Raw genomic sequence first — 25,997 nt, forward strand, 5'->3', positions numbered from 1 at the left:
AGTTTACTTTTATAAAATCGGACTGTTTGAGCAAGAAAAGTTTTTATCCGTTTTTATTTTTCTGATTCTTTTTCATCCAAAAAAGAATGACTTCCCGCAAATCTATGCAAAAAACAAAACAAACCCAGAAATCAATCCAGTGTTATCTTTTTCAAAATTGATCCAAGAATACAGAGAAGAATCGGATTCCGTTCGAAGACGATATCTCCTAACGTCGTTTCTCTGCCATTGTCCTTTGGAGGAATTGGATCTTGTCTTTGGGTTTCTCGCGGGGAAAAAAGAAAAACCGATTCTGAAAGAGGAGCGAATTCTAACCTTAGTTTCCGAATATTTGAATCAACCGCTCTGGATGATTCGATCTGCGATCGAAGAAATCGGCGACGTCCCGGAAGCGATTTCTCTTCTGACGGGAAATCCTTCTTCCAAATCCGCGATACGAACCGATGTCCTTTTAGAAAATGCGAATCAAATTATCAATTTGCATATCCGAGATAAAGAAATCTTGTTTTCGATTTGGAATACCTTTCCGGTACCGGAGAAAATATTCTTTCACAAACTTCTCCTCGGAAAACAAAATATTAAAATTCACGAGACTCTTTTGATCGAGATCGTTGCCGACCTTTTTGATTTAGAAACCGGAATTCTTCTAAACAATTTCTTTACTTCGAAGCTCAATTTTAAAACGACTCCCATTTTAAGAATTCTTTCCTCTTGGTTTCCGAATCGAAAACTCGAAAGACTCGACGAAGTTTCCATTTCAAAAAGGACCGATCCTTCTTTACCCAAAAATTGGCTTTCTCCTTCTTCTTTTTTGAAAAATCAAATCTCAAAGGGAACACACTTTCTTCTTTTTCCGGATGGAATTTCTGCCCAAGCCATTCTCCATTCTTCCGGTTTGTTTCTCTGGACAAAAAACGGTTTTCTTTTTGAAAACGAATTCCATTCCCTTTTTCGAGAATTCTCCAGAGTAAAAGAGAACGCCCATATCCTCGGATGGTTGGAAAAAAATCGAAGAGGGGAAGATATATTTGTATATTATGATATTTTGGAATATCAAGGTAGAGATCTTTCTTTGAATTCAATAAAAGAAAGAAGAAAAATCCTGGATTCGATTTTTATCTCCGGGCTACCATCGATTCGCGGTATGGAATGGGGCATCCTTCCTGAGAAGATGGATTCCCGAGAATTTCAGATAAGGTTGTCAAAGGAATATCAAAGTGCTTATCTTTTTTATCCCGATCAGAATGAATTCTTGGAATTAAAAACCCCAGAACAAACCGTCAGAGCCGTTTTGCTTTATGGAAGAAAGGCGATGAGCAACGAGGGCTCCACTTTTTGGGAATTGAGTTTCGGAGTTCCGACCCATCTTGCGACCCATAGGGAGCAAGATGCTGAGTTACTTGCGACCGAAGATTCAAATCTAAATACGATCGCGAGAATCTCTCTGGACTCGAAACATCCTTTGTTTTTGGAAATCGATTCTTTTTTTAAGGAGAATACGATCGAAAAAAAAGGGCCGATCCGGGGAGTTCCTACAACTTGGAAAGCGGAACTTTCCTTTCAAAAAATTCTTCCTTCTAAGAGACATAAGATCGGGTTTTTTTTGGAAAATGTCAAGATCCGCGGAAAGATTTCTTCAGAAGAACCCCTTGGTTCTTTGGATTCGCTTTTGAGCTTGCGAGACATAAAAATGTAGGAACTCCTATGTTTTCCAGAAGAGCTCGAATCTGCCTCCGGAGAATTCTTCTAAAAGATAAATCGGAATTCTTATACTTCGTTTGGGCGACCAAGGCTCTGCGTATCGATTTCTATCTGCCCTGTAGAAAGTCGGAACTCCGGAAACATTGGAATCATGGAAGTAGCCTTTGTCCGATTCCAGAAGCAGACGATGCTTCGAAAACGTAGGAACTCCTCCAGAAATTTCTTCTCCGAAGCGATTCCTATTGGAGTTACTTGACAGAGACTCGGTTTCCAGTTTTTTGGTCGATATGAACCAGAAAACTGCAAAACTTCTTAACAAATACGCAGAACTTAAGGGCGTAAGCTCAAAACAAATCAAAAGAGAATGGTTGGTTTTGAACGAACATCAGAAAGATCAAAAAAGACAAGAAATTCTGAAAGAGCTGGTTAAATAAGACCGGCTTTTTCAAAGCATTCTTCTCCTGATCCCGTAAAACTCTTAGATCTTCCGAACGTATTCTTCAACTCGGGCAGGACCTCATGGAAGAAATCGAACTCACTAAAGAATTCCGCTTCGACGCCGCTCACCTTCTTCCCAACGTACCCGACGGCCATAAATGCAAAAGACTTCACGGTCATAGCTTTCGTTTTAAACTTCATCTCAAAGGTAAAATCGATCCTCATACCGGTTGGTTGATCGATTATGCGGAAGTCAGTAAGATCGTAAAACCTCTCATCGAAAATCATCTCGATCATTATTATCTCAACGACGTTCCAGGCCTGGAGAATCCGACTTCGGAAAATATTTCTATCTGGCTCTGGAATCATCTCAAACCACTTCTTCCTCTTTTGTATAAAATTACTCTCAACGAAACCTGTACAAGCGCTTGTATCTACGAAGGTCCGAAAAATTCTCACTGAAAAGAGAGGCGAGTTTTGAATTCAGATATAAGTAAGAATCCGAATCGAAAAAAATCCGATTCCAAAATAAAAAATTCCGGCAATAAGGCGATCGTTCTTCTATCCGGAGGATTGGATTCTACAACTTGTCTTTATCAAGCGATCGCCGATGGCAAAGAGGTTCGAGCGCTTTCTTTTGATTATGGACAAAGACATAGAATCGAATTGTCCTTTGCGAAAAAAATCACTCGTAAACTAGGAATTCCACATACGATTCAAAAGTTAAAACCGGAATTGTTCCTAGGATCGTCTCTTACTCAAAAGTCGATTAAGGTTCCGAAGAATTCGTTAGGAAAGGATGAAATTCCGAATACGTATGTTCCCGGAAGAAACATTCTTTTTCTTTCCTTTGCAACTTCGCTCGCAGAAGGAACCGGATCGGATTCGATCTACATTGGAGTCAATGCAATGGATTATTCCGGATATCCGGATTGCAGACCAGAATTTATTAAGATGTTCGAGATGGCGATTCAACTCGGAACGAAAAAAGGAAGTCAAGGTTCTCCGCTTAAAATCATAACTCCTCTACAGAATCTTACGAAGAAAGAAATCGTTCTCTTGGGAAGTAAATTGAATGTTCCTTTTCATCTCACATTCTCCTGTTATGACCCGCAAAACGGCAAAGCCTGTGGAAAATGCGACGCCTGTCTCTTGAGAAAAAAAGGTTTTCAGGAGACAGGAGTTTCTGAAAAGTGATCCCATCGGTTTACCCGGCCTTTCCATGCTCTTTGGGAAGGAATCTCTGATTAGGAAAAGTTATAATGGAACAGTTCGTAGGTTACCTGACGATCTTCTTATTAGCCGTATTCGTAGGTTTTGAGGTCATCACAAGAATTCCTCCTCTTTTACATACCCCTCTTATGTCAGGTTCCAATGCTATTTCCGGAATCACGATCATTGGGGCGATTTTATCTCTACATTCCGTGAACGGCCCTTTGATCAACATCATCGGATTTGTTGCAATGGTTGCCGCAACTATCAACGTGATCGGTGGATTCTTAGTCACCCACAGAATGTTAGGAATGTTCAAGAAGAAAGAAAAGTAAGAATATGGAAAAATCGATTATCAATTTAATTTATCTTCTCTCCTCCGTTCTTTTTATCGTAGGATTGAAACTTCTTTCTCACCCGAAGACTGCGGTTCGCGGAAACTTCTTAGGTGCGGTGGGAATGTTCTTCGCAGTCGCGGCCGCGCTCGTTGAAAAAGGTCTCGCCTATGAATATATCTTAGCTGGATTCATCGTTGGAACCGCGATCGGAGTTTATCTTTCCGTTAAAGTTGAGATGACTTCTATGCCTCAACTCGTTGCGGCCCTCAATGGATTCGGAGGTCTGGCTTCCTTTCTTGTCGCAGGTGCGGCGGTGATGGAAGTGATTCACCAAGGAACCAATCTCGAAGTTTTAAAATCGTATCAGTTCACGGTTTCTACTGCGGCCTCCGGAATCATCGGCGCAGTGACTTTAACTGGAAGTTTTGTAGCCTACGGAAAACTCCAAGGACTTCTTTCCGAAAAAGCGGTTCGTTATCCGGGCGATCAACTCGTAAAAATCATTTTCTTCCTCGGTTCTATCGCGCTGAGTTATTTCGTAGTGATCGAGCCTGAGAAGATAGAATGGTATTGGTATGTTGTTGCGGTTGGTTCCGTTTTAGGAATTCTTCTCGTAATGCCGATCGGTGGAGCCGATATGCCGGTCGTTATCGCTCTCTTGAATTCTTATTCCGGAATCGCGGCGTCGGCGACAGGATTTGTTCTTGGAAACAACGTTTTGATTATCGCAGGATCTCTTGTAGGAGCTTCCGGAATCATCCTAACACAGATTATGTGTAAGGCGATGAATCGCTCTCTTGCTAACGTTCTCTTCGGAGGACTCGGTGCGGCGGTTGATACTTCCAAAGGTGGAGAAGACATCTACGCTGGAAAAACCAAAAGTACGTCCGCAGAAGAAGTTGCGATGCTTTTGGATATGGCGCAAAGAGTTGTTATCGTTCCTGGATACGGAATGGCGGTTGCACAAGCACAACACGCAGTAAGAGATCTTTATAATATTCTTACGGACCGAGGAATCGACGTAGAATTTGCGATCCACCCTGTTGCAGGAAGGATGCCAGGTCACATGAACGTTCTTCTTGCGGAAGCCGATATCCCTTATGACAAGATGAAAGAAATGGATGAAATCAATCCAACTTTCGAACAAGTCGATGTGGTAATCGTAAACGGTGCAAACGACGTTGTAAACCCTCTCGCAAAAACGGATCCAAGTAGCCCGATCGCAGGAATGCCGATCTTGGACGTTGACAAAGCAAAAACGGTTATCGTGATCAAACGAAGCTTGAGCCCAGGATTTGCCGGAGTTCCGAACCCTCTTTTCATCCAAGACAATACTTTGATGTATTTCCAGGACGGAAAAAAAGCTACGCAAGAAATCGTAGCTGCTCTTAAAGAAACCTAAAAGGTTTCCTTCTTTCTAAAATTATAAAGCCGGACTGTAGAAAGTCCGGCTTTTTTATTTTATCGGCCGTTCCGGAAAATCCGTCCGCCGAAAACAAAAGCATCTTTGGACAAATCCATCATTCTGCGAAAAATATTCACTCGATTTCAAAAATGACGCATAACGTTACGTTCGTTCGAGCCATATCAAAACGAATTCAGGGTAAAATTCATTCAGACAAAGGAGAAAATTAAGATTCCAGTGCGATCTTTTTCGGAACTATCACCGTTTTAGAGCCGGTATCCTTGCTTTCTTGAAAAGAATAGAAAAAAAGTTTCTATGGATTTTTTTAAGAAATTTATTTTTCCCGAATAATACATTGGAATTAGTTGTGTAATTCGATTTCGCACCAGATCTCTTTCCTGAGACTTCTATTAAGGTATCCTTGGAAGTGTCTATAGTTGTTCTTTAGTAGCAACATCGTTTTTCCAAGATGCTGATCCAGAAAAAGTATCCAACTATTCATAAAGAAGGAGAAGGTTATACATATTCGTCCCGAGGTCGCAAAACATTTTGGTAAAATGCTCCCTCAAAGATATGTACTGATAGAGTATTTCAGCTGATAGTCAGGTAAAAATCAGAGGCCCTGATTTCTTTGTTTTTCTCCTTGGATTCTTCAAACTGAGAATTACAAAGCGGAAGTCCGAACTTGCAAAGACAAATGCTAAGAACTTAGAATTGGCAATCCTTTTTACTTTTTTCTTCGATAAAATGAAATCTGTCTTTTTTACAATCTCCCAATTCCAAAAGAATGAAGAAGACGGTAACAGATCGATCGGTTCCTCGACTATTTTTTCATTCTATAATCCGATAAAAAAAAGCAGATTAAAACTGAAATAATTTCAGAACTCGCTGTTATCCATCCCATGAGACAATCTTCCATTCAAACATTTCTATTTCTGAACATTCTTCTTTTCGTGAGCTGTAAAGATTCGAAGGATGAAATTCCGCTCATCACTCTTCTTGGAATTGCTCAAGCGAAAGAGTATCAAAATGTGATTTCCGGACCGGTTCTAATTGATCAAGAATCCGAATTGACAAATTACAAAATTCAAATATTTAACCCTTCTCAAAATATCCTCGTCATCGGATATTTTTCAAAACCGGCCGGGCTCGGAAAGTTCCCTCTGATCGTTATGATGCACGGCTGTGGCGGCGCTTATTCTTACAACGACCCTACCAGGGGTGTTGCTTCTCTTTTTACCGAGTGGGCCGGACGCGGAAAGAATCTGGGATACGCAACCTTGCTTTTGGATAGCTTCACCCCAAGAAATGCAGAACAAAATCAGTGTGGTAACGGATCCGGCATAGGAACCTCCGAGGTTACAGATCGACCGACGGACGCATACGCTGCTTTAGATTACGTACGAAGATCTGCAATCATTCAGAACGAGAGAATCGTTCTACTAGGATGGTCTCACGGAGGAAGCAGCGTAATCTCAACCGTGGATACGAATTCCACACTTCAATACAGAACTAAATATCCAAAACCTTTCAAAGCGGTGATTTCGTATTACCCCGGTTGCGGATTAAACAGCGCTTTCGGCGGAATTTCTACAAGCAGCTATCTACCTTACACACATCTCAAGATTCTCGCGGCGCAATTAGATCCACTTTATACCGGTGGATTTTGTGATGATAGAATCGCTCGTGCGCAAACCTTAGGCGCCGGTATCGGAACCGGCAATTCTATATCAATGACGGTCTATCCAAATGCTCATCATAGTTTCGATCAGGCAAAAGCAGTCAACGATCAATTCGATATCAACGATGTGACTGCAAAACCTTTAGCAAACCAGGAAGCCGTCAATTTCTTTCAATTACACAATCCTTGAATATTTCCAAAATCATCCGATGCCAAATTCAAAAATAATTTACTTTTTAAATATATTGATTCAAATGTATATTCTTTAATTTTAATATATTCAATTTCAAAAGAGGTTCCATGATCAAACGTACACTTACTTTTCAAAATGAAACATCCGATAAATTTTGGAAATTAGAATCCTCCGGACTTTCCTTTACGGTAACCTTTGGAAAAACGGGAACCGCGGGACAAACACAGACAAAAACCTTCGATTCGGAGGATAAATGTATAAAGGAAGCAGAAAAGCTTATAAACGAAAAACTTAAAAAAGGGTACAAGGACGATTCTCCCGCAGATTTTCTTTCTGAATGGAAATCTACGCTCGATTCAAATCCGCCTAAGGAAGCATTTATAAAACACTTCTCATTTCTGACGGAAAACGAAGAAGACAAAGACATTCTTAAAAAACTTTCCGAAAGTCTGATTTCTTTTTCAGTCAATGAAACGGAAAAAACTTTAATCGCCGAAATCAAAATTAAGGATCTTGCGGATGAAAACGCAAAGCTTATCTGCCGCCCCCCGTTTACCAAATTTCCCGAAAAAAGTCTGCCTAAGAGCTACGTAAAAACCACTAAAATTCACAATGGAATTTATTACGAAGACTTCGGAGGAGGTTCAATCGGTTTTTTCGGATTGGACGAAAACGGAAAAATCAATGTTGGAGGATGGGAGCCGGAAGCAATCGAAGAAGGTGACAATGAAGAATTCTTGGAAGCTTTGGAAAATAAAGAACTATCACTGGACGACGTTCCTTGTATTATCGAGTTTGGTCAGAACTGGATTTTAAGCAATCCTCTGAAAAAGACGATCCACAAAGAGCCCGCTTATTTGTTCGTATCTCACGAAGACTGCGAAGTCGTGAAAATCCAAGAAGCAGATCGACTTCTCTTTGGACAAATGCTTTTGCGGGTCTTAGCACAGAGAATTCTCGATATTGAATTTTTTCCGGAAATCTATTCTTAAAGTTATAGTTTTGTTCGAAGGATATCCGCGTTAGAACTTTTGCGGAAAATTTTAAAATCGGTTTCGATCTTTGCAATTCCTTCGTCGGATTTACGATAAAGAAAGAATCAGCTCCGATCTAAAAGTTGAAATAAAAAGAATCCTTTTGGATTCACTTGAAAAAAACCAAGTTCGATTTCAAAATTTTTCTTCGGATGATCTTTTTTCAAAAAGGGGAAGCAAAAGAGTGTATTTATTAGAATTTTTAATTCTAACTTTTAACGGTGATACATTATGAAAACGGAATTTATGATTCGTATCGTTGAGATGGATCCCGAGGTAGGGTTTACGGGTCATCTTGTATTAGTTCCAATAGAAGATCTAAGTCCGGCCTCCATCAGGAACGCGATCGATACTTGGAGGAGAATTCTTAAAAATGCGGAAGATCTCGTTTTATCCGATCCTATCTTCGAGGACTCGGATCCGTGGTTCGGTTTCGGAGTAACGATCGAAGATCAAACGTTCGACGAACAAGCTCTATTTTCGGAAATTCGAACCTTTGATCCTTTGATCGAAATTTCGGTTTCGGAATACATAGAAGCCTTGATCGAATTCAACGAAGAGAACGATGACGAAGGACTTTCTACACACGAAGAACTGGAAACGGGAACCTATGCGATTCTTTGGCTTCTTCAAAAAAATTTAAAGTATCTGTCTCTTTACCTTCGATATCTAAATTCTTTAGACTTGGACCATACGGTGGCTCAGTTGGACGTTCTGTTCCAGTTAGCAAAACAATATTCTCCCCTTGAGTTGGAACCGCTGAAAGAGTTCGCAAAGAAAAAAGACGCTCAAATTTTAAACGATTGGTTGGATGCGGATCGCGCCTGGAAAGAAACATGAAGGATTCCTGAAAAGCGCAGGCTTTTTCTAAGAACTTTATTCGAACGGATTCACGCCGGGCTTGGATACGGAAAAGAATTGAATTGTCCAAAGCCGGTTTCATTCTATAGAATATGGAACAGAAAGATTATAGCGACGAGGTTCGACTTCATAGATCCAGGTTCATTCGTTTTTTCCTATTTGTCGCGGGTTCTATTTCCTTAGTCCTGGGGATCATAGGAATTTTTACTCCTATTCTTCCAACGACTCCATTCTTACTTTTGTCTGCGGCTTGTTACGCGAGGACCTCCCATCGATTTTACAATTGGCTTATGAACAATCGGTATTTCGGAACCTACATTCGGGACTGGAGAATTCACAAGATGATTCCTCTTCGGGCCAAGATCATTGCGATTTCGATGATCTTTATATCGATCGGAACCACCGTTTTCTTTTTTATTCCAATCTTAGCCGTAAAAATTCTGGTTTCTCTTATCGGAGTTCTGGTAGTCGTTTATTTGATTCGAATCCCGACCAAACGGGAAAGCTAACGTTTTAAAAATTTTTGTCGGAGTTCCGACAAAAGCCCGCTCCTAATTATCGTTGTACAAAATGCAACTCTGTGATAGAGAAGAAATCTCTCGATTTTTTCCGGCAAACCAGTCTCTCCACCTTAGGACAGAACCTACCCGCAGTTCAGAGGAGATTCAACGAGAATCGTCCCGAGAAAAGGGTTTTGTAGGAATTCCTACACGGGAATTTTTTCTTGCAAAATTAGAATTTTTTGATATAGGGAAGTCACTGGAGTTTTTCCGCCTCCACTCCCCTCCACCCGAAACTCGGGCGGGGCGCGCGACTTTCACAGAGGAGCGTCGTAGTTCCGACTGAAATCCTTATTCAATAAGGAGACCGGGAAGGGAACATATGAAAAACTTTCGAGTCGTTGTCTTTAAGGAGTTCTGCGATGTCTAATGCTTCCTGCACCTTTCTCCTCTTATCGGGCTCCTCTTGCAGCCAAGAAGTCACAAAAGATTCCAATCTCCTGTAATCTTTGATAAAAGAAAGAGAACGTATATATTCGATCTTATCTTCTTCTTCCGCAATTCTAAACTGAATCACTTGTTGATAAGTCGCGGCTGCAGCGCGATAATTCCCCGTATTGTAATAGGCGTGAGCTAAAAATCTTTTTTCCTGAAAAGGCAGTTCTCCGTAGAGATTGTAGATTTTAATCGCTTTTCTAAAATTCTGATGAAGGTCCATTACAAGTCTTGCATGGATTAGCATGTATTCTCTGGATTGAAAGCCGTCTTTTACGAATTCCACACACTGAGAATACGCGTCCGCCTTGTTGCCCAAAAGGAAATTCGATTTTAAGAGAAGAAGTTTGGCAGCTCTAAAATTCGGTTTTAGTTCGATCGCCCTTTCCGCTTCCGCTTTTGCGCGAAGATAATTTCCGGTCTCGAAATATGCGAGAGCTAGATTGATTCTATAGAATGGATTGTAATTCGATAATTCTACGGCTTTCTGAAAGTATTCCAGGGATCGCGGCCATTTGTTTCTCTGAACAAAAATCATCCCGAGTTGATAATAGGAAGGGTCGTGCCCCGGCTGAATCTGAATCGCCCTGAGAAGAGAATTCTTAGCTTGCGGATATCGACCCTGAGCATAAAGAAAAGAACCCTTGAGATAATGATATTCCACCGTATTCTCATCCAACTTCTTGATTCTTTCGATATTAGCGGAAGCCTTCGAGAGATTGTTAGCCCGAATAAGATTCACCGTCTCCGTATTGAGAGCCGCGATTTGTACCCTTCTTCTCGCCGCGTCGGTAGGCGAACCGGAATTGTCCAAGTTCGGAGTCGGGGAAACGTTCCCCGGAAGATTTTCCTCTTCGTCTTCCGCAAAAAGAAATCCGGAGAAACAGAAAGTTAGGAGCAGAAGAAATAGAAGTCGTTTCATACTTTTTTTTTAGAGGAAAAAATATCGGTCCGACTCAGTTCTTTTCAAAGAACTCTATGTTATCTTCTTTTTTGTTTAGGAGTTGAAGTTCCCTTTCATTCACTTTCAGAATTCTATATTCCAAATCAAAGGCCAGATCCGCGAGATTAAAATGAATATCATCGTCTTTCATTTTATAAGTAAGATGAAAGGTATCATATTTTGCCAAGCCGTCCGGGAGAATGAGAAGATGACTTCCCTTCCCTTTATCCGGATCCTTACATTCACCCTTTTCAGGACAATTCTTTACTTTTACCCAATCCCCCAAAATCAACTCTTCCTTCTTTTTACAGGAGGAAAGAAGAATGAGCGCAAGAGTTAGAATGAGAACAATTTTTTTCATAGATTCAAACATAGAGATCCTTCCTTGCTTGTCCAATGAAAATCGGAGTCAAAGAACGGGAAGCGATCGCAGTTTGTGAGAAGAATCAGGGGACGAAAGCGGGAGAATCACTGATGATCGATATATTCTTTTAAGTTCAGAACCTCAAACGTATTTAGGAGGTCGGGATGAATCGCGCTAATCGTGCAGGAGATTCCTTCCGATCTGGCATTCTTTAAAAACCAAACCAGAGAGCTTATGGAAATCGAATTCATCACCGGAATATCCCCCAGATTGAGAATGATCGACTTCGGCTTTTTAGCGATAGCGTCCATGAGCATGGTTCGAAATGCATAATAGTCGTTAAAGAGGATGGTAAGATCCGGAGTAATTTCGACTGTTTCTGAATTGTCTGACATTTTAAGATTCGCTTTCAAGTTGTTAGCGTCCTTATATTCCTTCGGACGAAAAAAACTTTCCTAACTAAAAAAAATCTCTCGTGGAAAACGCAAATTCAACCGATTTTTTTGAGGGGAGAGAAATAATGTTTGAGAAAACCCATTTCATGAAAACCCAGGATTTACTGGAAAGAGGAATGAATAGTTCCGTTTTGAAGAGAAAAGTAATTTCAGACAATATTGCGAACGCGGATGTTCCCCATTTTAAGAGGTCTGAAGTAATCTTCGAATCGATGATCAAACGGGCGATCGAATCCGAAAAGATCGAGGCCGTAAAAGAGGTTCCGACTCAGATTTCCGATGACCGCCACATTTCATTCTTCAAACCTCTGGATTATCGGGAAGTTCAACCGAAGGCAAATATCGATTATTTGACTACGATGAGAGCGGATGGGAACAACGTAGACGTCGAGAAAGAGGTCGTAGAAGCATCCAATTCCCAGATGCAATACATGATGATGTCCGAGAGGATCAATCAGAACTACAGAGATCTCAAACAAGTCATGAGAATGGCTTAAGAACTAAAATATTTTCCTTGAATTGATTTTAATGAGACATAACTTTACCGTTTAGGAAGTAGCCATGGGACTTTTTTCTTCAATCAACATTTCCGCAACAGGCTTATCCGCGCAGAGATTGCGAATGGATGTGATTTCCAACAACATCGCAAACTCGACAACCACGAGAAATACGAATGGAGACGGACCGTTCCGAAGGGACAGAGTTGTCATGACTCCGGTCAATCTAAGAACCAGATGGAATAGTCCTGTGTATCCGTTCGGAGTTTCTCCCGGGGAAGGAAAAGGTGTAAAGGTGATGAAGATAGAAAAGGATATGACTCCTCTTCGTTTGGTTTACGACCCGACTCACCCGGACTCGATTCAGATCGGACCAAAAAAAGGATACGTCGAAATGCCGAACGTCAATATCGTCACTGAGATGACGGATATGATCTCGGCTTCCAGATCTTATGAAGCAAACGTACAGATGATCAACGGATCCAAAGCGATGTTTAACAAAGCCTTGGAAATAGGTAGGGCATAATCATGGAAATCAATTCTAATTCTTCACTCTGGTATACTTATAATTCCGGTTACAATGGCGGCAAAGCGCATCCATTAACTCCGAAAGGTGACAAAGTAAACGTGTTCACTACGGAAGATAGACATTACAAAGATGTAAAGCAACCGGTCTCTCCCGATTACGTCGCCGAGAGCTTTTCGGAAGCCATGAAGAATGCGATGACTTCGGTAAACGATCTTCAAGTGGAAGCGGACGAGCTGACTCAAAAGATGGTTTTCGATCCGAATTCGGTGGACGCTCATGAAGTGATGATCGCTTCCGAAAAAGCGAGAGTGGCTCTCACGTTCACAAAGACGATCGCAGACGGAGTTGTTCGCGCCTACAGAGAATTGACTTCTCTGAGATAAAAAATCAAACGAAAAGCAAACGTCAATCTTTAAGTTTTTAGTAACACTACAAACTCGATTTCTTATGGTTTCCAAAGGGTCGAAATAGACCCTTTTAAGAATATCGGCCACCACAATAATACAAACAACATTTCTTAATTCCGTATTATTGCGTTTGTTACACTGTAACTGAATCAGTAGATGCAAATAATTTCAAAAATTAAAATGTGATTTATTTATAATATTTTAATTGATAAATGAAAGCCTAACGTAAATTCCGTTATTTAGGCTTAGTATTTCACTAACCAAAAAGGAAAAAAATGAATAAGAAACTATTGTGTTTACTCATCGTCGTTGCACTTGGAAATTGCGCGTTTCCCGCAACTAGAGAAGGTATGAAAGTAGCAGACTACAAATCCCCGAATAAAGTAGGAGATAAAATCTTTGTAGAGCAATCAACGGGAGGAAGTACCACTCTTCCATTCTGGAAATCTAAAATTTCCGATGAGAATTTTACGGCGGCAGTTAAGGACTCTATCGTAGAAGCCAATCTTTTTGAAAAAATTGAAGAAACACTTGGCGACAATTGGAATTTAAAAATCGAAATCGTCGACGTGGATCAGCCTACTTTCGGAACAACTTTTAAAGTAAATACAAAAGTTAAATATACACTTCGCAAAAAAGACGAAGTTATCAAAGAAGCTTTGATTGACGTTTCCGGAGAGGCGACGATGAGTGATGCGTTGATTGGCGTAGTTAGATTGCGTCTTGCAAACGAAAATGCGGCTCGTTCGAACATTCGTAAATTCTTAGAGGAAGTTTCGACGATTTCTCCCGTTAAAAAGAAAAAATAAATCTCTTTTTAGGGTTGAAAGCTGTTTAGAAAAAAATTGCTAAACGACTTTCAACCTTTCCTCTTCAATTAAGGGGGTCCTTAAACTCAAAGCCTCATCGCTAATTTTTATATTTCATTTCGGCTGACACTTTCATTCCATCGCGCGTTGAACGGGTTTTTGATTTTCTTCAAACATATCGGAAACGAACTTTCGAAAACAGTCGAACCTCCGCGTTTCTAAGAAGAATGAATTCATTTCAAGAACGTTCCATCCAATCTGTTCAGCAAAGAATCTACGTCGAAGGCGCTGTTACTCACGATAATCACGGTAGCGATTTTTTCCTTCGGATAAATTCTTAACTCGCCGTGAAATCCCGCGCCTCCCCCTTCCTTGAAATAATATATCCTTTCGTTTACGGCTCCGATATGAAAACCCAAGCTCATTTCGATTGGCTCTCCCTTCGAGGTTTTTTGCCGTTCAAATAGGAGATGTTTTTCCTTTTTTCCTAAAAGTTTCGAATTCTCCTTTAACAAATCCTGGAGAATTTTCGATACAGCTTGGGCCGAAGCAATCATCCCGCCAAAAGATGCTCCGTTCATATAATGGTCGTTCATCGCCAACCATCCGTTTTCATATCGACCGATGAATTTTTTATCCACCAAAAACGATTTTAAAAAATCGAACAGGGACCATTCCCTTAAATAACCCTTCGCGTGATACAAAGAATCCGGTATGATAAAATCCGCCTCCTTTTCCTTTAGACCCAATCGTTTCAAAATATGAGTCCGAACGTATTCTTCAAAAGAGATTCCCGAAACCTTTGTTATGATTCTTCCTAAAAGCCAATAGGATATATTAGAATAACGGTATTTAAAGCCAGGACGAAATTCCAATTTCGGATGTTCGGCTAAAATAGAAGCGAGATCGGCTTGCTCGTCAAAACGATCGTGCTCTTCTCGAAGATGAACCCATCTCAAGGGAATTGGATTCGGAATTCCGGAAGTTTGCGACAAAAGATGACGGACCTTGACCTCCTTACCATAAGGGATTTCGGGAAGATATTTAACAACCGGGTCATCAAGAAAAATCTTTTCCTCCCCGACCAACTGAAGGATCGAAATCGCAGTGATCACTTTTGTCATCGAGTAAATCATCATCGTCGTCCGATTTGTGATCTTAGAATTTTTCGCGATATCGGAAAGGCCTTCGCTGAAGTTAAACAGTTCAGATTCGGGGCTGACGACCACGTATTGAAAAGCCGGAAATTCTCCGCTTTGGATCTGTGCCCGTAAGAATTTTTTTATAGACTCGTTTCCATCGAACGGCTGCTCTTTCATATATCTTCCGCAATGACAAAAAAAGAATAGAATGAACGGATAAAGGAAAAATCGCATCTATCTACTGTTTACTTTATTCTATCAATACTAAAAAAGAAATTCAGAAGGAAAGCCAAGTTGAAAATTTTTCAAAATCTTTTGATCAAGTTCTGGCGCAAGCATTTTACAAATCGACACAAAAAAGATCGATTATCAATCCACAATATTATTATTTTTTAAATTAGCCTCTCCTATACTTTTCCAATATTGTCTTACCCGTAAGTTGTCTGAGTCGGACGAAAATCTGTCGGAACTCCGACGCTCTTCCGTGAAAGTCCGTGCGCCCCGCCCAAATTTCGGGTGGAGGGGTGGGTGGTGGAAAAATTCCGCAGACTTTCCTCTATCATAAAATTACACTTTTTGCAAGAAAAAATTCTCATGTAGGAACTCCAACAAAACTCATGCCCCGTGACGATCCTTGTTATATCTCCTCTCAACTTTTGGGTAAGGTTATGCAAATTTCGGGCAGCGGGGCGGGTGGCGGAAAAATTCCGGGCAGACTTTCCCTCCATAATAAAATTACACTTTTTGCAAGTAACAAGTTTCGCATGTGGGAACTCCCACAAAACCTCTATTGAGATTTTGTGGATTCTAAATAACCTTCCGACTTCACGCGTAAGTTAGTCGATCAGTCGCCTTGGCACGCCATACAATATAAGCGTATTGAATGTAACGTTTCCTTCAAATTCTAACTACGGCTTGATCTTCTTGATCAGTTTCAAGTCTGCTTTGTTAAAAACTGTGATCTGAATGCTTCCCGAACCTTCTTCCTTTCCGGTAACATAAATCTTTTCTCCGTAAAAGGTTACGTTTGAATTCGGGCTAATCTCTTCGGAAGATTTTGCCTGTTTTTTAAGGTCCTTTCCAAAACGAGAAAGATAGTATTTTTCCTGAACTTCTTCAAAGGCGTAAATCTCATCCCCTTTTACGATCATCGGAGAACGCCAGAAAATGTTATCCTCTGCTGAAATGGTGGGTTTTAAGGTTTCCTGATCGATTAGGATCAGTTTGTGATTGGAAGAGTGACCGTCCTCAAATCCGATTACAAGGGCTTTTCCATCTACGATCTCGAAGGTTCTTCCGCAGATCTTATTAAAGTCTCCTCGAAAAATCGTATCGTCTTTGGTCGGATCTAAAACCTGAAGCTCGTTGTTATAATGACCTTTGTCCAAATACTTCAAAGTTTTTAGGAAAAGAATTTTACCTCCGACTACGTTCTTGTCGAATTCTTCTTTTTTCTTTTCTTCTTCTTTTTTGGTTTCTAATTCCTTTTTGGTATCAGCCAATTCTTTTTTCAGTTCGGCTTCGGACTTCTTATCATCGGAAGAAGATTTACTATCGCTACCGGACTTGCTTCCGGAATCACTTTTAGAATCGCTGGATTTGGAAGAATTGGAAGAGTTCGAGGAACTGGAATTGTTATTGCTCTTTCGTTCTTCGTCCTTTTTGACGACTTCCTTTTCTTTCTCTTTGAGTTTTTGTTCTTCTTTCTTAACGACTTCCTTTTCCTGTTGAACCTGTTCTTTTACCTTTTTCTTCTCTACGATTTCCTGTTTATTTTTAACGGGGTCTTTGTTGAGCTCTTGCAGTTCTTTATCCGTCTTGACTTCTTTATCGTTCAGCTCTTTCTGTTTATTCTGGTTTTCTTCTTTTCTTCTTTTGATTTCTTCTAATTCTTTCTTATTCTTTTCTCTCTGAAGATCGTCGAACTTATCCTTTTCGGATTGTCCTTCCTTCTTTTTATCGAGGTCTTTATTGACTTCGTCTTCCAATTCATCCGTATGAACGTCTTTTCCAAGAATATCTTCCACCAAAGGAACTAAAATTTCCGTTTTTCCCGGCCATTCGGAATAACGTTTTGAAATACCGATCGACGCGGGTTTTAAAACCTTAATTACGGAATTGGAATATTTCTTTTCTATGTAAGTTTTATCCTTTCTATGAATCGCGTTGTAATAAAGAATATAAGTCGCGAGAATGTCGGCGTTCTTATCGTCGTAACCGAAATTCAATTTAACAAACCCTGCCAAAATTCTTTGGATCGAATTGATATGTCCGTAATCCGAATCTTCGGAAAGAATGAAAATATCGGCTCCGAATTTTTTGTCTTCGGGAGCGACTCGGGTAACGCTTACCCCGCCTTGAGTATGACTTTTGTTCGGTTCTTTTTTTAAGATCTCGGCCAAGCCCGCTCCGACCTTCTCATTGGTTCCTTTGACCTCTTCTCCGGCTCTGGCCGATGAACGGTTGATAAACTGAACCCTTCCGGAAGAACGAATTTCTTTTTCTCCGAGTTTAGAATTATCCTGGGAAAACAAAGAGAAAGAAAAACCAACGCACACAAGTGTTATCAAGATTCTGAACATTCTAAAATACTCCTTTTCATCTCCGGAAGAGAAAGCAGTCGTTTGACCAGGGGATAGGCTATCATCAAGCATTCTATCGCGACAAGGATTTTTCCCGATCCGGAGACTTCTTTCCGAGAAGAAAGTTGATCCCCAAACTCCCCTTTGCAACCTTATCCTATATGTATCAATTCCAGGAAAGAATTTACAATTTCGGCGCGGGACCGGCCATGCTACCCAACGAAGTAATGGAAATCGCGGCGGCCGAATTCTTAAATTATAAGGGCTCCGGAATGTCCATTATGGAAGTGAGTCACAGAGAACCTCTCTTCGAGGACGTCCTCAAAGAAGCGGAGTCTCTCTTACGCACTCTCTTAAATATCGGAGACGATTATTCGATCGCGTTCTTTTCAGGAGGAGCCACGCTTCATTTTTCCGCCCTCCCGCTCAATCTTCTCAAAGAAGGAGAAAGTTTCGACATTGCTCACACCGGAATCTGGACAAAAAGAGCCTGGGAAGAAGGACTCAAGTTCAACGGAGTCAACGTGATCTATGACGCGACTGAAAACAAATTCACGGAAGTTCCGCTTCTTCTCGATGAAAGCAAGCTTTCAGGAAAAGGAAAGTATCTTCATATCACCTCCAACAATACGATTTATGGAACCCAATATTCTGAGATTCCAAAGATCAAACAAATTCCCCTTGTAGCCGATATGACGAGCGAACTACTCTCCCGCAGAATCGACATAAAAGATTTCGGAGTTATCTTCGCAGGCGCGCAAAAGAATATCGGGCCTTCCGGTCTGAGCGTATTGATCATTCGAAACGATTTGATCGGAATCTCCGGAAGAAAAATTCCGGTTCTTTTGGATTACGAGGTGATGACAAAGAATAAGTCGCTCTACAACACGCCGGCGACCTATTCCATTTATATCGCGAAGCTGGTCTTCGAGTGGTTGTTAAAACTCGGAGGAGTGGAAGCCATTGAAAAAGTGAACGAACAAAAAGCGAAGTTGTTATACGACTTCATCGATATGTCCTCTCTATATACTTGTCCCGTTCAGAAACGGGCTCGTTCCCGGATGAACGCCGTTTTTCTACTGAAGGATAAGAATCTCGACGCAAAATTTTTGGACGAAGCTGAAAAGAACGGCCTTCACGGTTTGGCGGGGCATAGATTGGTCGGCGGGTTTCGCGCTTCGATCTACAACTCTATGCCTCTCGCCGGAGTTCAAAAACTCATTTCCTTTATGAAAGAATTTGAATCTAAGGCGAAATGAAAAATCTGCGATTCAGAAGAATTCTTTACATCCTTATCTTTCTGGGATTCGCATCCGGTCGCCTCAACGCTTCCGGATTAAACTTTCTCACACAACTTCCGATTCAGGATTGTTTTACAAACGAAGCAGCGTCTTCGGAGCTTTCCAATCTTTTTAAATCCACGGTATCTTTGGAGGAGAAAAAAAGGATCGCGGAAACAATCGCTTACAAGGAAGGACTTACCCGATTTCAATCGGTGAACTGTATTCAAAACAAAAAATTCAGCGAAGAGGAATATTCGATTCTATTTTCGGATTGGAACCGTCAACTCGCGAACTACGACGAATTGAATTCTTATTACGAAAACTATGTTCTTTCGGATGAAAAAACGAGATCCCTCAATTCTATAGAATGGGAACTACTCACAACCCATCTCAAACAAAAACGCGAACTTCTCACAAGATTGAACGACGCGACTACGTATTCTCTCAAAGGAGAGAAGGTCTCGGAAGAGAACTTTTCAATGATCTATCTTTCCCTCTTCTTACTCCAGGTTGAGTTTTGGGACGCGATGCCCAAGGCTTATAAAGAATCCGTTTTGTAGAATTCCACGAATCTCCCTTTTGACGATAAAACAAAGAATTATTTGCTTGAATCCTGAGTTCGGTCGGGACATAAACAAATATAGATCATGAAAAAAATCGGAATCGCCTCGGATCACGGAGGCTTTGAGCTCAAGGAATTTCTCCGCACCGCGCTTGCAGGAGAATTGGAAATCGTAGACTACGGAACCAAAGACGAAACCTCCGTCGACTATCCGATCGTCATTTCAGAGGCTTGTAAAAAAGTTCTTTCCAAAGAAGTGGAGGGTTTGATCGCTCTTTGTGGAACCGGAATCGGCGCATCCATAGCAGCCAACCGCCTGAGCGGAATCAGGGCCGCGCTTTGCCACGATCAATTGACCGCTGAATTATCCAAACGCCACAACAACGCAAACGTTCTAGTTTTAGGCGGAAGAATTCTCGGAAAAGAATTGGCTCTTAATATCGTTCGTACTTGGGTCGCAACACCTTTCGAGGGCGGACGCCACGAAAGAAGAGTCAATCAACTCGAAACGTTAAACTCATAATCGAAAACCGGATGGGATGGATTACGAATTATAAAACCACGTTAGTCGCCCTTCCGACTTTTCTCTTTTTTTCTCTTTCCTTTTTTCCTATTTTTCCCGAAACTAAGATTCTTTCTCTAAACGATCTTCAGAGAAACGGTTTGGAACTTTCGGGGAAAAATGGGGAACAAAAAACTCTTAAACTTCAAACCCGAGATCGAAGTTTCGGATCCGATCTCTATCTCAGTTTTGATTCCGGAGAACCGGCCAACCTAAAAGATATATCAGGAAATTATAAAGTTCTTTCCTCTTCCTTTCTTCCGGATTCCGAAAACGTCCTCCACGCAAAAAGAAGCGCTCGATTTTCCGGAAAAAGAACGGGAATCAGAATCGCACATTCCAACGCGGGAGTTCTTACTTCCAAAGACCTTACCGAAGAATTTTACATCGCTTTCAGCATTCTTCCGGGAACCGTTGAAAAAGACGCGACCTTAATTTCGAAACTTTATGAAACCTCGGGAAGTACGTTCGGTTGGGATCTCAAAATCGCGGATGATAAGTTAAAAGCGGGGTTTTATTCTTTTTTTGAAACCGAAGAAAAAAGATTCCTTTCCCTTCAACTTGTCTCGAACACGATTCTCAAAAAAAATCAGTGGAATCGAATTCTTCTCTATTTCAATCCTTCGGAAAGAGAAATCGTTTTATATCTGAATGGAAAAGAATCCGCAAGAGGATCGATTCCCGCGAATAAAAATCTGATAAGAATGGGGTTTCACCCCGAAGACACGACTTCGTTTCGAATCGCGAGCTCTTATTACGGATGGATGGAAAACTTCGCCGTATTCCGAGGAAAACCGAATCCGAATGCGGAAGACGTTTCTTTCCCGATACAAGATTTCGACCCGGACACGCACACAACCCAGTCGAAATTCGGAACTGCAATTTCTCCGGTTTACAAAAGCAAATATTCCAGCGCTTTTTTGGAAGAAATCGAAATCAAAGCGAGCATTCCAAAATCTTCGGCAATGGAACTTTACTTCCGCGTATCTCCTACGGTTTTTCATCCGACTTCGGAAGGACCGGCTTGGATCGCAGTAGACTTAAGAAAATTAGAATCTTTTAAACTGGATTCGTTGGACCCTGATTTATATCGAATCTCTCTCAAAAATTCCCTAAGGAAGTTTTTAGGCATTTCCGAAAACAAGGAAGATCTTCTTCCGTTTCGTTACTATCAATGGAGAGTCAAGTTTAAGTCCGACGCGGGCGGAAACCAAACTCCTGAGCTGAAAAATATTGCCCTCACCTATCGCGAGACAAATCCCCCCGTTCGTCCGCTCGGCTTAATGGTTTCTGACAATTCAATCGACGATTCCGGACCGAGCGTCTGCTTGACTTGGAAGTCCAACCCGGAACGAGACGTGATCAACGGAGGCGGATATTTCATTCACTACGGAATCCATCCGGACCGAATGGTCGGAATCATTCGGGGAACCTACCCTTTGACAAACGAGGCCCCGAATAAAAAAACGAGGTCCAAACATCCTGCCTCGGACTATCTGGATCCGATCACCGGTTTGCCGGAAGGTAAAAATGCAAGCAATATTCAAGAATATTATAATAAACTCAATACTTGTGTGGATAATCGGATCATTTCCCTGAACGCGGAAATTCTTTTGGAAAAGAATCAGCTCTTTTTAAAAAAGGGCACTACCTATTATTTTAGAATCAGCGCGTACAACAAGGCTTATCATTTCCAAACTGGAAAGGATCAAGTTTCGAGCTTAAGTGATCCCGTTGAAGTTTATTTCCTGAGCGAGTAAAACCTTGATCATCTTCTGATTCGGGAGATTTTTTTCGATCGTGATAAAACCGTCCAAATCCTTTTCAATCGCGACCGCAATCTCGTTCCAAATCCAATCTGCGTTTCCGAATTCTTTGGACAATTTCTGAGCCAAGGAAAGATTTTCGGATTTAAAATCCAAAATTTCCAGACAAAGACGTTTCACCTGAGTCCAGATAATATCCTTCTGCATCGGATCCTTTTGTTTTTCCAAAATCGGAAGAATTGAAATCGTCCCCGTATAAAATAAGTGCTGTTCTCTGATTAGATTCCCGATCGATTCGAGAAGAATCGTTTTCTGATCGGGAGCGCCTTCGATCAAAGATTCCAGTAACGATTTTGAAAGATAATATCTCATTCTTCTTTAATACTCGTTAGAATGTTGAGCGCTTCCAGACGTTCGTACGAATCGGAGCGATAGACTTCGTTCCTCAAAGAAAGTCTTAACATCTCTCCCGCTGAAAGATTTCTTTTTTCGGCTTCGTTTTTTAAAAGTTCGAGTTCTTCTTCCGTCATGAGTAGCTGAAATCGTTTGTCTACTCTCGCCATCAATTTTCCTCTCTCATTTCTTTATCATTCTTGAGAAACATTCTAAAATAAATATCCGCATCCTTCAACTGACCCAACGCTTGATAGATACTCGCGATATTGTAGTTCGCTTCGTTGAGTCGAAAATCGTACTTGAAAGCCTTTTTAAAAATTTGAACGGCTCTGTCGTCTCGTCCCGCATACCATTCCGACATAGCCCATAAAAAATGCCATTTCCCAAGATCTGGATCGCGCGGAGTCGCTTGTGCGAGATATTCCAAAACTTCTTCGAAAATTTTTGCGGATTGAAGATAATTTTCCCGAATCTTTTTGAGCTTCTCCATTCTCGAAAAAACATCCTCTGCGTGTCCAGGTAATTCCAAATCCTTACGATAAAATAAGGCTCTCGCATACCAGAGTTTAAAAGTGAGATCGGATGGATTTTTTTCCACGTATTTCTCAAGATAAGGAATCGATTCCGTGGTTTCTTCCTTTTCGTTCATCTTGAGAATTTTTTCTTTCGCGGCCCGATTCCACTCCTTTCGATTCTCCTCGTTGGAAACAAGTGTTTGAAAAGAAACCGCGAATAGAATCAGAAGAATCGTAAAACGAGAGTGATTCATCGTTTCGGAACAATTCTTAGAGATAAGTGAAAAGATTTTTTCCGTTCGCCGGATATACATCGACCGTAAAGTCGTAACCATGATCGGTTTGATCCAAGAACGCGCGAACCTGTTCTTCTAAATCTTTTCTTGTGTACATTCCGAAAGCGCCGATTCCGATTCCAAAACACATATCTTCCGGTCCGATAATTTCGGCGATCTGCGACATTACTTTCTTTCGATCGGATTCAAGTTTTTTAAAATCCTTTCCGTGAAATTCCACTTTGAAGGATTTCGTAACACCCCTTTCTCCGTCGGTCGCGATTCTCATCATATGAATCCGAGAGGAAACGATGTCCCGTTTATCGCGGAACAATTCCCCCAATATTTTTCGATCGTATTCCTCAAACGCTTTAATCACAGGTTCTAAAGAATGAAAGATCAGATTTTCTATCTCCAGTGCGTTCTCTTCGGTCGGCGGATCCTTGTAGAATAGGAAAAATCGAAACGGTATTCCAAAATTGGAAAGTGGAATCGTTAGAATCGAAATGCAAGATTCCAAATCAGCAGGATCGAATTTTTTTCGGAAGAATCGATCGTTCTTTCTTTCTTCGGTGATTCCGATCAGAGAATAACTCCCGGATTCTTTCCCGATGTATTGATCGTCGTAGAGAAATATCATATTCTCTGCGGTTTTTTCTTTCAAACCGTAGGTTACAAAAGGAGTATAACTTCCGTTTCTTCGATCGTAGTAGTTGATCGCAAAACCGCTCAGTTTGAGATAAGAAAACACCGAGATATAGTATTTTAAAATAAATGAATATTCGGATTCCAATCCGTAACCGAGTTCGTCCAAAACCTCCAGGATTTTTCTTCGATCTCGGATCGGAAGCGAAGACAACCATTTCATATAACCTGGCCCCAAATCCAAATGTTTGTTTTGGATCGGTTCTTCAGCCGGCATTTGTCGTTGAAGAACCACTTTCGGCTCTTCCGGCTTCTTCGGAATTTCAGAGGAAGGTTCGTTTACCTTTGAAATCAGAGTCTGTAATTCGGAGTTAAAAATCTCCGATCTTTTCTTTTCAATCTCGGGAGAAATAACCGGATGAACTTTGAATTTTTCGGGGTCGCGGAGATAGGCCGGAGAAATATAACCTTCTCCCTTGAGTTCAAAAGGAAGCACAAAGATGGAAGTTCCACCTTCCTTTTTAACTTCTTGGAGACTGATCGGCATCGTTTTCAAATCCGAATCCACCTCTTCGGAAGACAAGGTTCTGATCTCGTTGTGTTTGTCCTTATCCACCAACTCCAACGCTTTTTGTTTCGCAAGTTGAAGTCCGTTGACTCCTTTTGAGATCTGTCCCACCAAATCCTGGATTTCTTTTCCTTCTTTATCCGAGAATAAATCCTTCTTCATCCTCAAAATTCGAATCATAAGGTCGATCAGAAACAAAAGGGCCAGAAAGCCGGATAAGAATAAAAAAGGAAGACCTTCGTTTCCTGGTTTTAAAATCAGAATTCCCTTTAGAAAGCCGTTTGTTTTTTCCGATGTCGCATAATAATATCCGATAAATGGAACGGTTCCGATTTGTATTCGATTCACCGCATTTTCCGAATGATTCAAAGCTCCGATCAGCAAAGAAGAAATCTGATCTCCGCTCAAACCGTGATATTTTTTCCCAGGTTCGATATAACCGCCGAATTTTAGATCCGGAATGATTATGGACTCCGTTCCCGAAAAAGTAACTCGTAGGCTGTCTTCCCTCAATTCGGCAAGTATCAGTCTTTTTTCCGCGGGAACCGGTAGGCAAAGAACCAAAAACGGTTTTAGAAAGAACAGTCGACTCGCGCCTTCTTTCAAAGTTTCGGCCAATAATTTTCCATCCGGGTCTTTTCTCGCGGTAAGTTCGGCTTCGGTGATCAGCTTCAATCCAGAAACCATAGGATATTCCAACTGTAGATTTTCCAGTTCCGATACGGACTTTACGTCGCTCAGACCCGACTCCAACCGATTGAGTTCTTGGTTAAAATTCACGAATATAGAATTAATTCTATTTTTGTAATATATGCCTTCCGGGAAATAAGGAACCAGCAAATAGAAAAAAAAGGAAATTACCGATAAGGATAGAAGGGAAATTCTAAGTTTTAATCCGGTCATCAGTTCTCCCTCCGCAACAGTAACAAAATTCTTAAAAAGACGTCCCTGAGTTTAAGAATTTTTTCCTTATTATCAAACTCTTTTTCTACGATGATGGAATGCACCAACGTAGAGGAAATCATTCCCAATCCGCAAAAACCTAACAAAAAGGAAACAAAGACAAATATCCGAAAAAATTGTCCGAGTCTCGATCCCTTCTCATAGGATATAAAAATCGTATTGTTTCCGATTTTATTTTTTTCCCAAAGGGGACGGTCCTTCCACTCCCCGGTAGGTTTATTAAATTCAGCTAATATTTCTTCGATGTTATCAGGATATTCCAAGGATCGAATATCGTTCGAGCCGAGTAAAGAATCGGTTCCGTTTTTTTTGGATTCGAAAATCCAATATACTTGTTTTTCCCGAATGTTAAAAGGCAAGGAAAGATGTTTTCCCAAAGCGAAACCTTTCATCCAGAGAAACCATTCTCCGTCCTGACTTCGATAGATCGGCACACCGGAACGATCGAAATTGATTCCGGCGGGTTCGATTCTTAAATCGCCTAACCTCAAATCGCCGTTGAATACTTCCTTTGTCTCTTCGTTCGAATAAATCAGACGATAAGAGGAATCGTAAATTTTGATCGACTTGAGCTCCAAATTCTTCAAAAGACTTTCGCCGAGTTCCTTCGCATTTTTAGGAAGCGGATCGTTTCTAAGTCCGTATTCGATCTTGGAACCGGCCTCAAAAAGAGGCGCCTTTCTCGCTTCCATCCATACTTTTAGAAAGTTCTGCCTTTTTAAAAAATTCTCATTTCCGACCGGATTGAGGGGAAACGACATAGAAGACTCTTTCCATTCTTCGTATAAAAAAGGGATGGAAACAGGAATCAGCCCTAAGAGAATGAGTGTGAGGGCAAAGACGATTTTTTTGTAAAAGTTCGACGTCACTGTTCTT

At 41.0% G+C, this 25,997-nt stretch carries 29 protein-coding genes; 19 read left to right on the forward strand and 10 right to left on the reverse strand.

Annotated features, from left to right (window positions below; all coding sequences use genetic code 11):
• The first annotated feature begins 139 nt into the window (after positions 1-139).
• From JWG45_RS20500 to JWG45_RS20545, 10 genes are all read left to right on the forward strand, one after another.
• Positions 140-1,696, forward strand: a complete 1,557-nt coding sequence (locus JWG45_RS20500) for a DNA ligase-like domain-containing protein (RefSeq protein WP_205281456.1) — start codon at positions 140-142, stop codon at positions 1,694-1,696.
• Positions 1,697-1,943: 247 nt separating this feature from the next.
• Positions 1,944-2,135 carry a hypothetical protein gene (locus tag JWG45_RS20505; protein ID WP_125231968.1) on the forward strand — a complete coding sequence of 64 codons (192 nt, stop codon included), beginning with the start codon at positions 1,944-1,946 and terminating at the stop codon, positions 2,133-2,135.
• A gap of 85 nt (positions 2,136-2,220) precedes the next feature.
• Positions 2,221-2,601 carry a 6-carboxytetrahydropterin synthase QueD gene (queD, locus tag JWG45_RS20510; protein ID WP_118967256.1) on the forward strand — a complete coding sequence of 127 codons (381 nt, stop codon included), beginning with the start codon at positions 2,221-2,223 and terminating at the stop codon, positions 2,599-2,601.
• A gap of 15 nt (positions 2,602-2,616) precedes the next feature.
• Positions 2,617-3,336, forward strand: a complete 720-nt coding sequence (gene queC, locus JWG45_RS20515) for a 7-cyano-7-deazaguanine synthase QueC (protein WP_205281457.1) — start codon at positions 2,617-2,619, stop codon at positions 3,334-3,336.
• A 65-nt stretch (positions 3,337-3,401) separates the two neighbouring features.
• A complete protein-coding gene (locus tag JWG45_RS20520) occupies positions 3,402-3,686 on the forward strand; it encodes an NAD(P) transhydrogenase subunit alpha (protein ID WP_069608768.1) in 285 nt (94 codons plus the stop codon).
• Between the two features lie 4 nt (positions 3,687-3,690).
• Positions 3,691-5,091, forward strand: a complete 1,401-nt coding sequence (locus JWG45_RS20525; protein WP_205281458.1) for an NAD(P)(+) transhydrogenase (Re/Si-specific) subunit beta — start codon at positions 3,691-3,693, stop codon at positions 5,089-5,091.
• A gap of 905 nt (positions 5,092-5,996) precedes the next feature.
• Entirely contained in the window at positions 5,997-6,965 is a 969-nt protein-coding gene (locus tag JWG45_RS20530) for a dienelactone hydrolase family protein (RefSeq protein ID WP_205281459.1), read from the forward strand.
• Positions 6,966-7,075: 110 nt separating this feature from the next.
• Entirely contained in the window at positions 7,076-7,960 is an 885-nt protein-coding gene (locus JWG45_RS20535; RefSeq protein WP_232380781.1) for a WGR domain-containing protein, read from the forward strand.
• Positions 7,961-8,233: 273 nt separating this feature from the next.
• A complete protein-coding gene (locus JWG45_RS20540; protein WP_205281460.1) occupies positions 8,234-8,842 on the forward strand; it encodes a hypothetical protein in 609 nt (202 codons plus the stop codon).
• Between the two features lie 113 nt (positions 8,843-8,955).
• Positions 8,956-9,372, forward strand: a complete 417-nt coding sequence (locus JWG45_RS20545; RefSeq protein ID WP_205281461.1) for a YbaN family protein — start codon at positions 8,956-8,958, stop codon at positions 9,370-9,372.
• Positions 9,373-9,718: 346 nt separating this feature from the next.
• Here JWG45_RS20545 and JWG45_RS20550 read toward each other — a convergent pair whose 3' ends face one another.
• The 3 genes from JWG45_RS20550 to JWG45_RS20560 all read right to left on the reverse strand — a co-directional run bounded on the left by JWG45_RS20550 (position 9,719) and on the right by JWG45_RS20560 (position 11,560).
• On the reverse strand, positions 9,719-10,780 hold the full coding sequence (locus JWG45_RS20550) for a tetratricopeptide repeat protein (protein WP_205281462.1): 1,062 nt from the start codon (positions 10,778-10,780) through the stop codon (positions 9,719-9,721).
• A gap of 34 nt (positions 10,781-10,814) precedes the next feature.
• Entirely contained in the window at positions 10,815-11,162 is a 348-nt protein-coding gene (locus JWG45_RS20555; protein WP_232380802.1) for an LIC10301 family lipoprotein, read from the reverse strand.
• 107 nt (positions 11,163-11,269) lie between these two features.
• Complete coding sequence (locus tag JWG45_RS20560; RefSeq protein ID WP_205275069.1) at positions 11,270-11,560, reverse strand: STAS domain-containing protein; 291 nt, start codon at positions 11,558-11,560, stop codon at positions 11,270-11,272.
• A 125-nt stretch (positions 11,561-11,685) separates the two neighbouring features.
• Here JWG45_RS20560 and flgB point away from each other — a divergent pair, with 125 nt between their 5' ends.
• From flgB to JWG45_RS20580, 4 genes are all read left to right on the forward strand, one after another.
• Positions 11,686-12,117, forward strand: a complete 432-nt coding sequence (gene flgB, locus JWG45_RS20565; protein ID WP_100787055.1) for a flagellar basal body rod protein FlgB — start codon at positions 11,686-11,688, stop codon at positions 12,115-12,117.
• 64 nt (positions 12,118-12,181) lie between these two features.
• A complete protein-coding gene (flgC, locus tag JWG45_RS20570) occupies positions 12,182-12,643 on the forward strand; it encodes a flagellar basal body rod protein FlgC (protein ID WP_069608778.1) in 462 nt (153 codons plus the stop codon).
• Positions 12,644-12,645: 2 nt separating this feature from the next.
• A complete protein-coding gene (gene fliE, locus JWG45_RS20575; protein ID WP_069608779.1) occupies positions 12,646-13,029 on the forward strand; it encodes a flagellar hook-basal body complex protein FliE in 384 nt (127 codons plus the stop codon).
• 299 nt (positions 13,030-13,328) lie between these two features.
• A complete protein-coding gene (locus JWG45_RS20580; RefSeq protein WP_118980598.1) occupies positions 13,329-13,862 on the forward strand; it encodes a hypothetical protein in 534 nt (177 codons plus the stop codon).
• Between the two features lie 233 nt (positions 13,863-14,095).
• On the opposite strand, the gene JWG45_RS20585 is transcribed toward JWG45_RS20580, so the two are convergent.
• Entirely contained in the window at positions 14,096-15,181 is a 1,086-nt protein-coding gene (locus JWG45_RS20585; protein ID WP_232380782.1) for a serine hydrolase domain-containing protein, read from the reverse strand.
• A gap of 317 nt (positions 15,182-15,498) precedes the next feature.
• Between JWG45_RS20585 and JWG45_RS20590 the strand changes: the two genes are divergently transcribed.
• On the forward strand, positions 15,499-15,798 hold the full coding sequence (locus JWG45_RS20590) for a hypothetical protein (RefSeq protein WP_205281465.1): 300 nt from the start codon (positions 15,499-15,501) through the stop codon (positions 15,796-15,798).
• 114 nt (positions 15,799-15,912) lie between these two features.
• On the opposite strand, the gene JWG45_RS20595 is transcribed toward JWG45_RS20590, so the two are convergent.
• Positions 15,913-17,586, reverse strand: coding sequence for a P83/100 family protein (locus tag JWG45_RS20595; RefSeq protein WP_205281466.1), 1,674 nt, complete (start codon positions 17,584-17,586; stop codon positions 15,913-15,915).
• A gap of 125 nt (positions 17,587-17,711) precedes the next feature.
• On the opposite strand from JWG45_RS20595, the gene serC reads away from it, so the two are divergent.
• The 4 genes from serC to JWG45_RS20615 all read left to right on the forward strand — a co-directional run bounded on the left by serC (position 17,712) and on the right by JWG45_RS20615 (position 21,753).
• Entirely contained in the window at positions 17,712-18,845 is a 1,134-nt protein-coding gene (serC, locus tag JWG45_RS20600) for a 3-phosphoserine/phosphohydroxythreonine transaminase (RefSeq protein ID WP_205281467.1), read from the forward strand.
• Entirely contained in the window at positions 18,842-19,429 is a 588-nt protein-coding gene (locus JWG45_RS20605; RefSeq protein WP_205281468.1) for a hypothetical protein, read from the forward strand. The genes serC and JWG45_RS20605 overlap by 4 nt, the downstream gene beginning before the upstream one ends.
• An 87-nt stretch (positions 19,430-19,516) precedes the next feature.
• Positions 19,517-19,954: a ribose 5-phosphate isomerase B gene (gene rpiB / locus JWG45_RS20610; protein ID WP_205281469.1), complete on the forward strand. Its 438-nt coding sequence runs from the start codon at positions 19,517-19,519 to the stop codon at positions 19,952-19,954.
• Between the two features lie 11 nt (positions 19,955-19,965).
• The gene (locus tag JWG45_RS20615) at positions 19,966-21,753 is read left to right on the forward strand and encodes a glucanase (protein WP_205281470.1); all 1,788 of its coding nucleotides are present in this window, start codon (positions 19,966-19,968) and stop codon (positions 21,751-21,753) included.
• Here the strand turns inward: JWG45_RS20615 and JWG45_RS20620 are convergent.
• Genes JWG45_RS20620 through JWG45_RS20640 form a run of 5 tightly spaced genes read right to left on the reverse strand, consistent with a single transcriptional unit; the run spans position 21,715 to position 25,990 of the window.
• Positions 21,715-22,131 carry a hypothetical protein gene (locus JWG45_RS20620; protein ID WP_205281471.1) on the reverse strand — a complete coding sequence of 139 codons (417 nt, stop codon included), beginning with the start codon at positions 22,129-22,131 and terminating at the stop codon, positions 21,715-21,717. The two genes, JWG45_RS20615 and JWG45_RS20620, sit on opposite strands and share 39 nt — an antisense overlap.
• Positions 22,128-22,322 carry a CopG family transcriptional regulator gene (locus JWG45_RS20625; protein ID WP_205281472.1) on the reverse strand — a complete coding sequence of 65 codons (195 nt, stop codon included), beginning with the start codon at positions 22,320-22,322 and terminating at the stop codon, positions 22,128-22,130. Before JWG45_RS20625 ends, JWG45_RS20620 begins: the two co-directional genes overlap by 4 nt.
• Positions 22,322-22,924: a hypothetical protein gene (locus JWG45_RS20630; protein WP_205281473.1), complete on the reverse strand. Its 603-nt coding sequence runs from the start codon at positions 22,922-22,924 to the stop codon at positions 22,322-22,324. Before JWG45_RS20630 ends, JWG45_RS20625 begins: the two co-directional genes overlap by 1 nt.
• Before the next feature lie 16 nt (positions 22,925-22,940).
• Positions 22,941-25,061 (reverse strand): hypothetical protein, encoded by a 2,121-nt coding sequence (locus JWG45_RS20635; protein ID WP_205281474.1) that lies wholly within the window; start codon positions 25,059-25,061, stop codon positions 22,941-22,943.
• Positions 25,061-25,990, reverse strand: coding sequence for a hypothetical protein (locus tag JWG45_RS20640; RefSeq protein ID WP_205281475.1), 930 nt, complete (start codon positions 25,988-25,990; stop codon positions 25,061-25,063). The genes JWG45_RS20635 and JWG45_RS20640 overlap by 1 nt, the downstream gene beginning before the upstream one ends.
• Positions 25,991-25,997 lie beyond the last annotated feature (7 nt).

It is taken from the genome of Leptospira ainlahdjerensis, from assembly GCF_016919175.1.
Classification (GTDB): Bacteria; Spirochaetota; Leptospiria; order Leptospirales; family Leptospiraceae; genus Leptospira; species Leptospira ainlahdjerensis.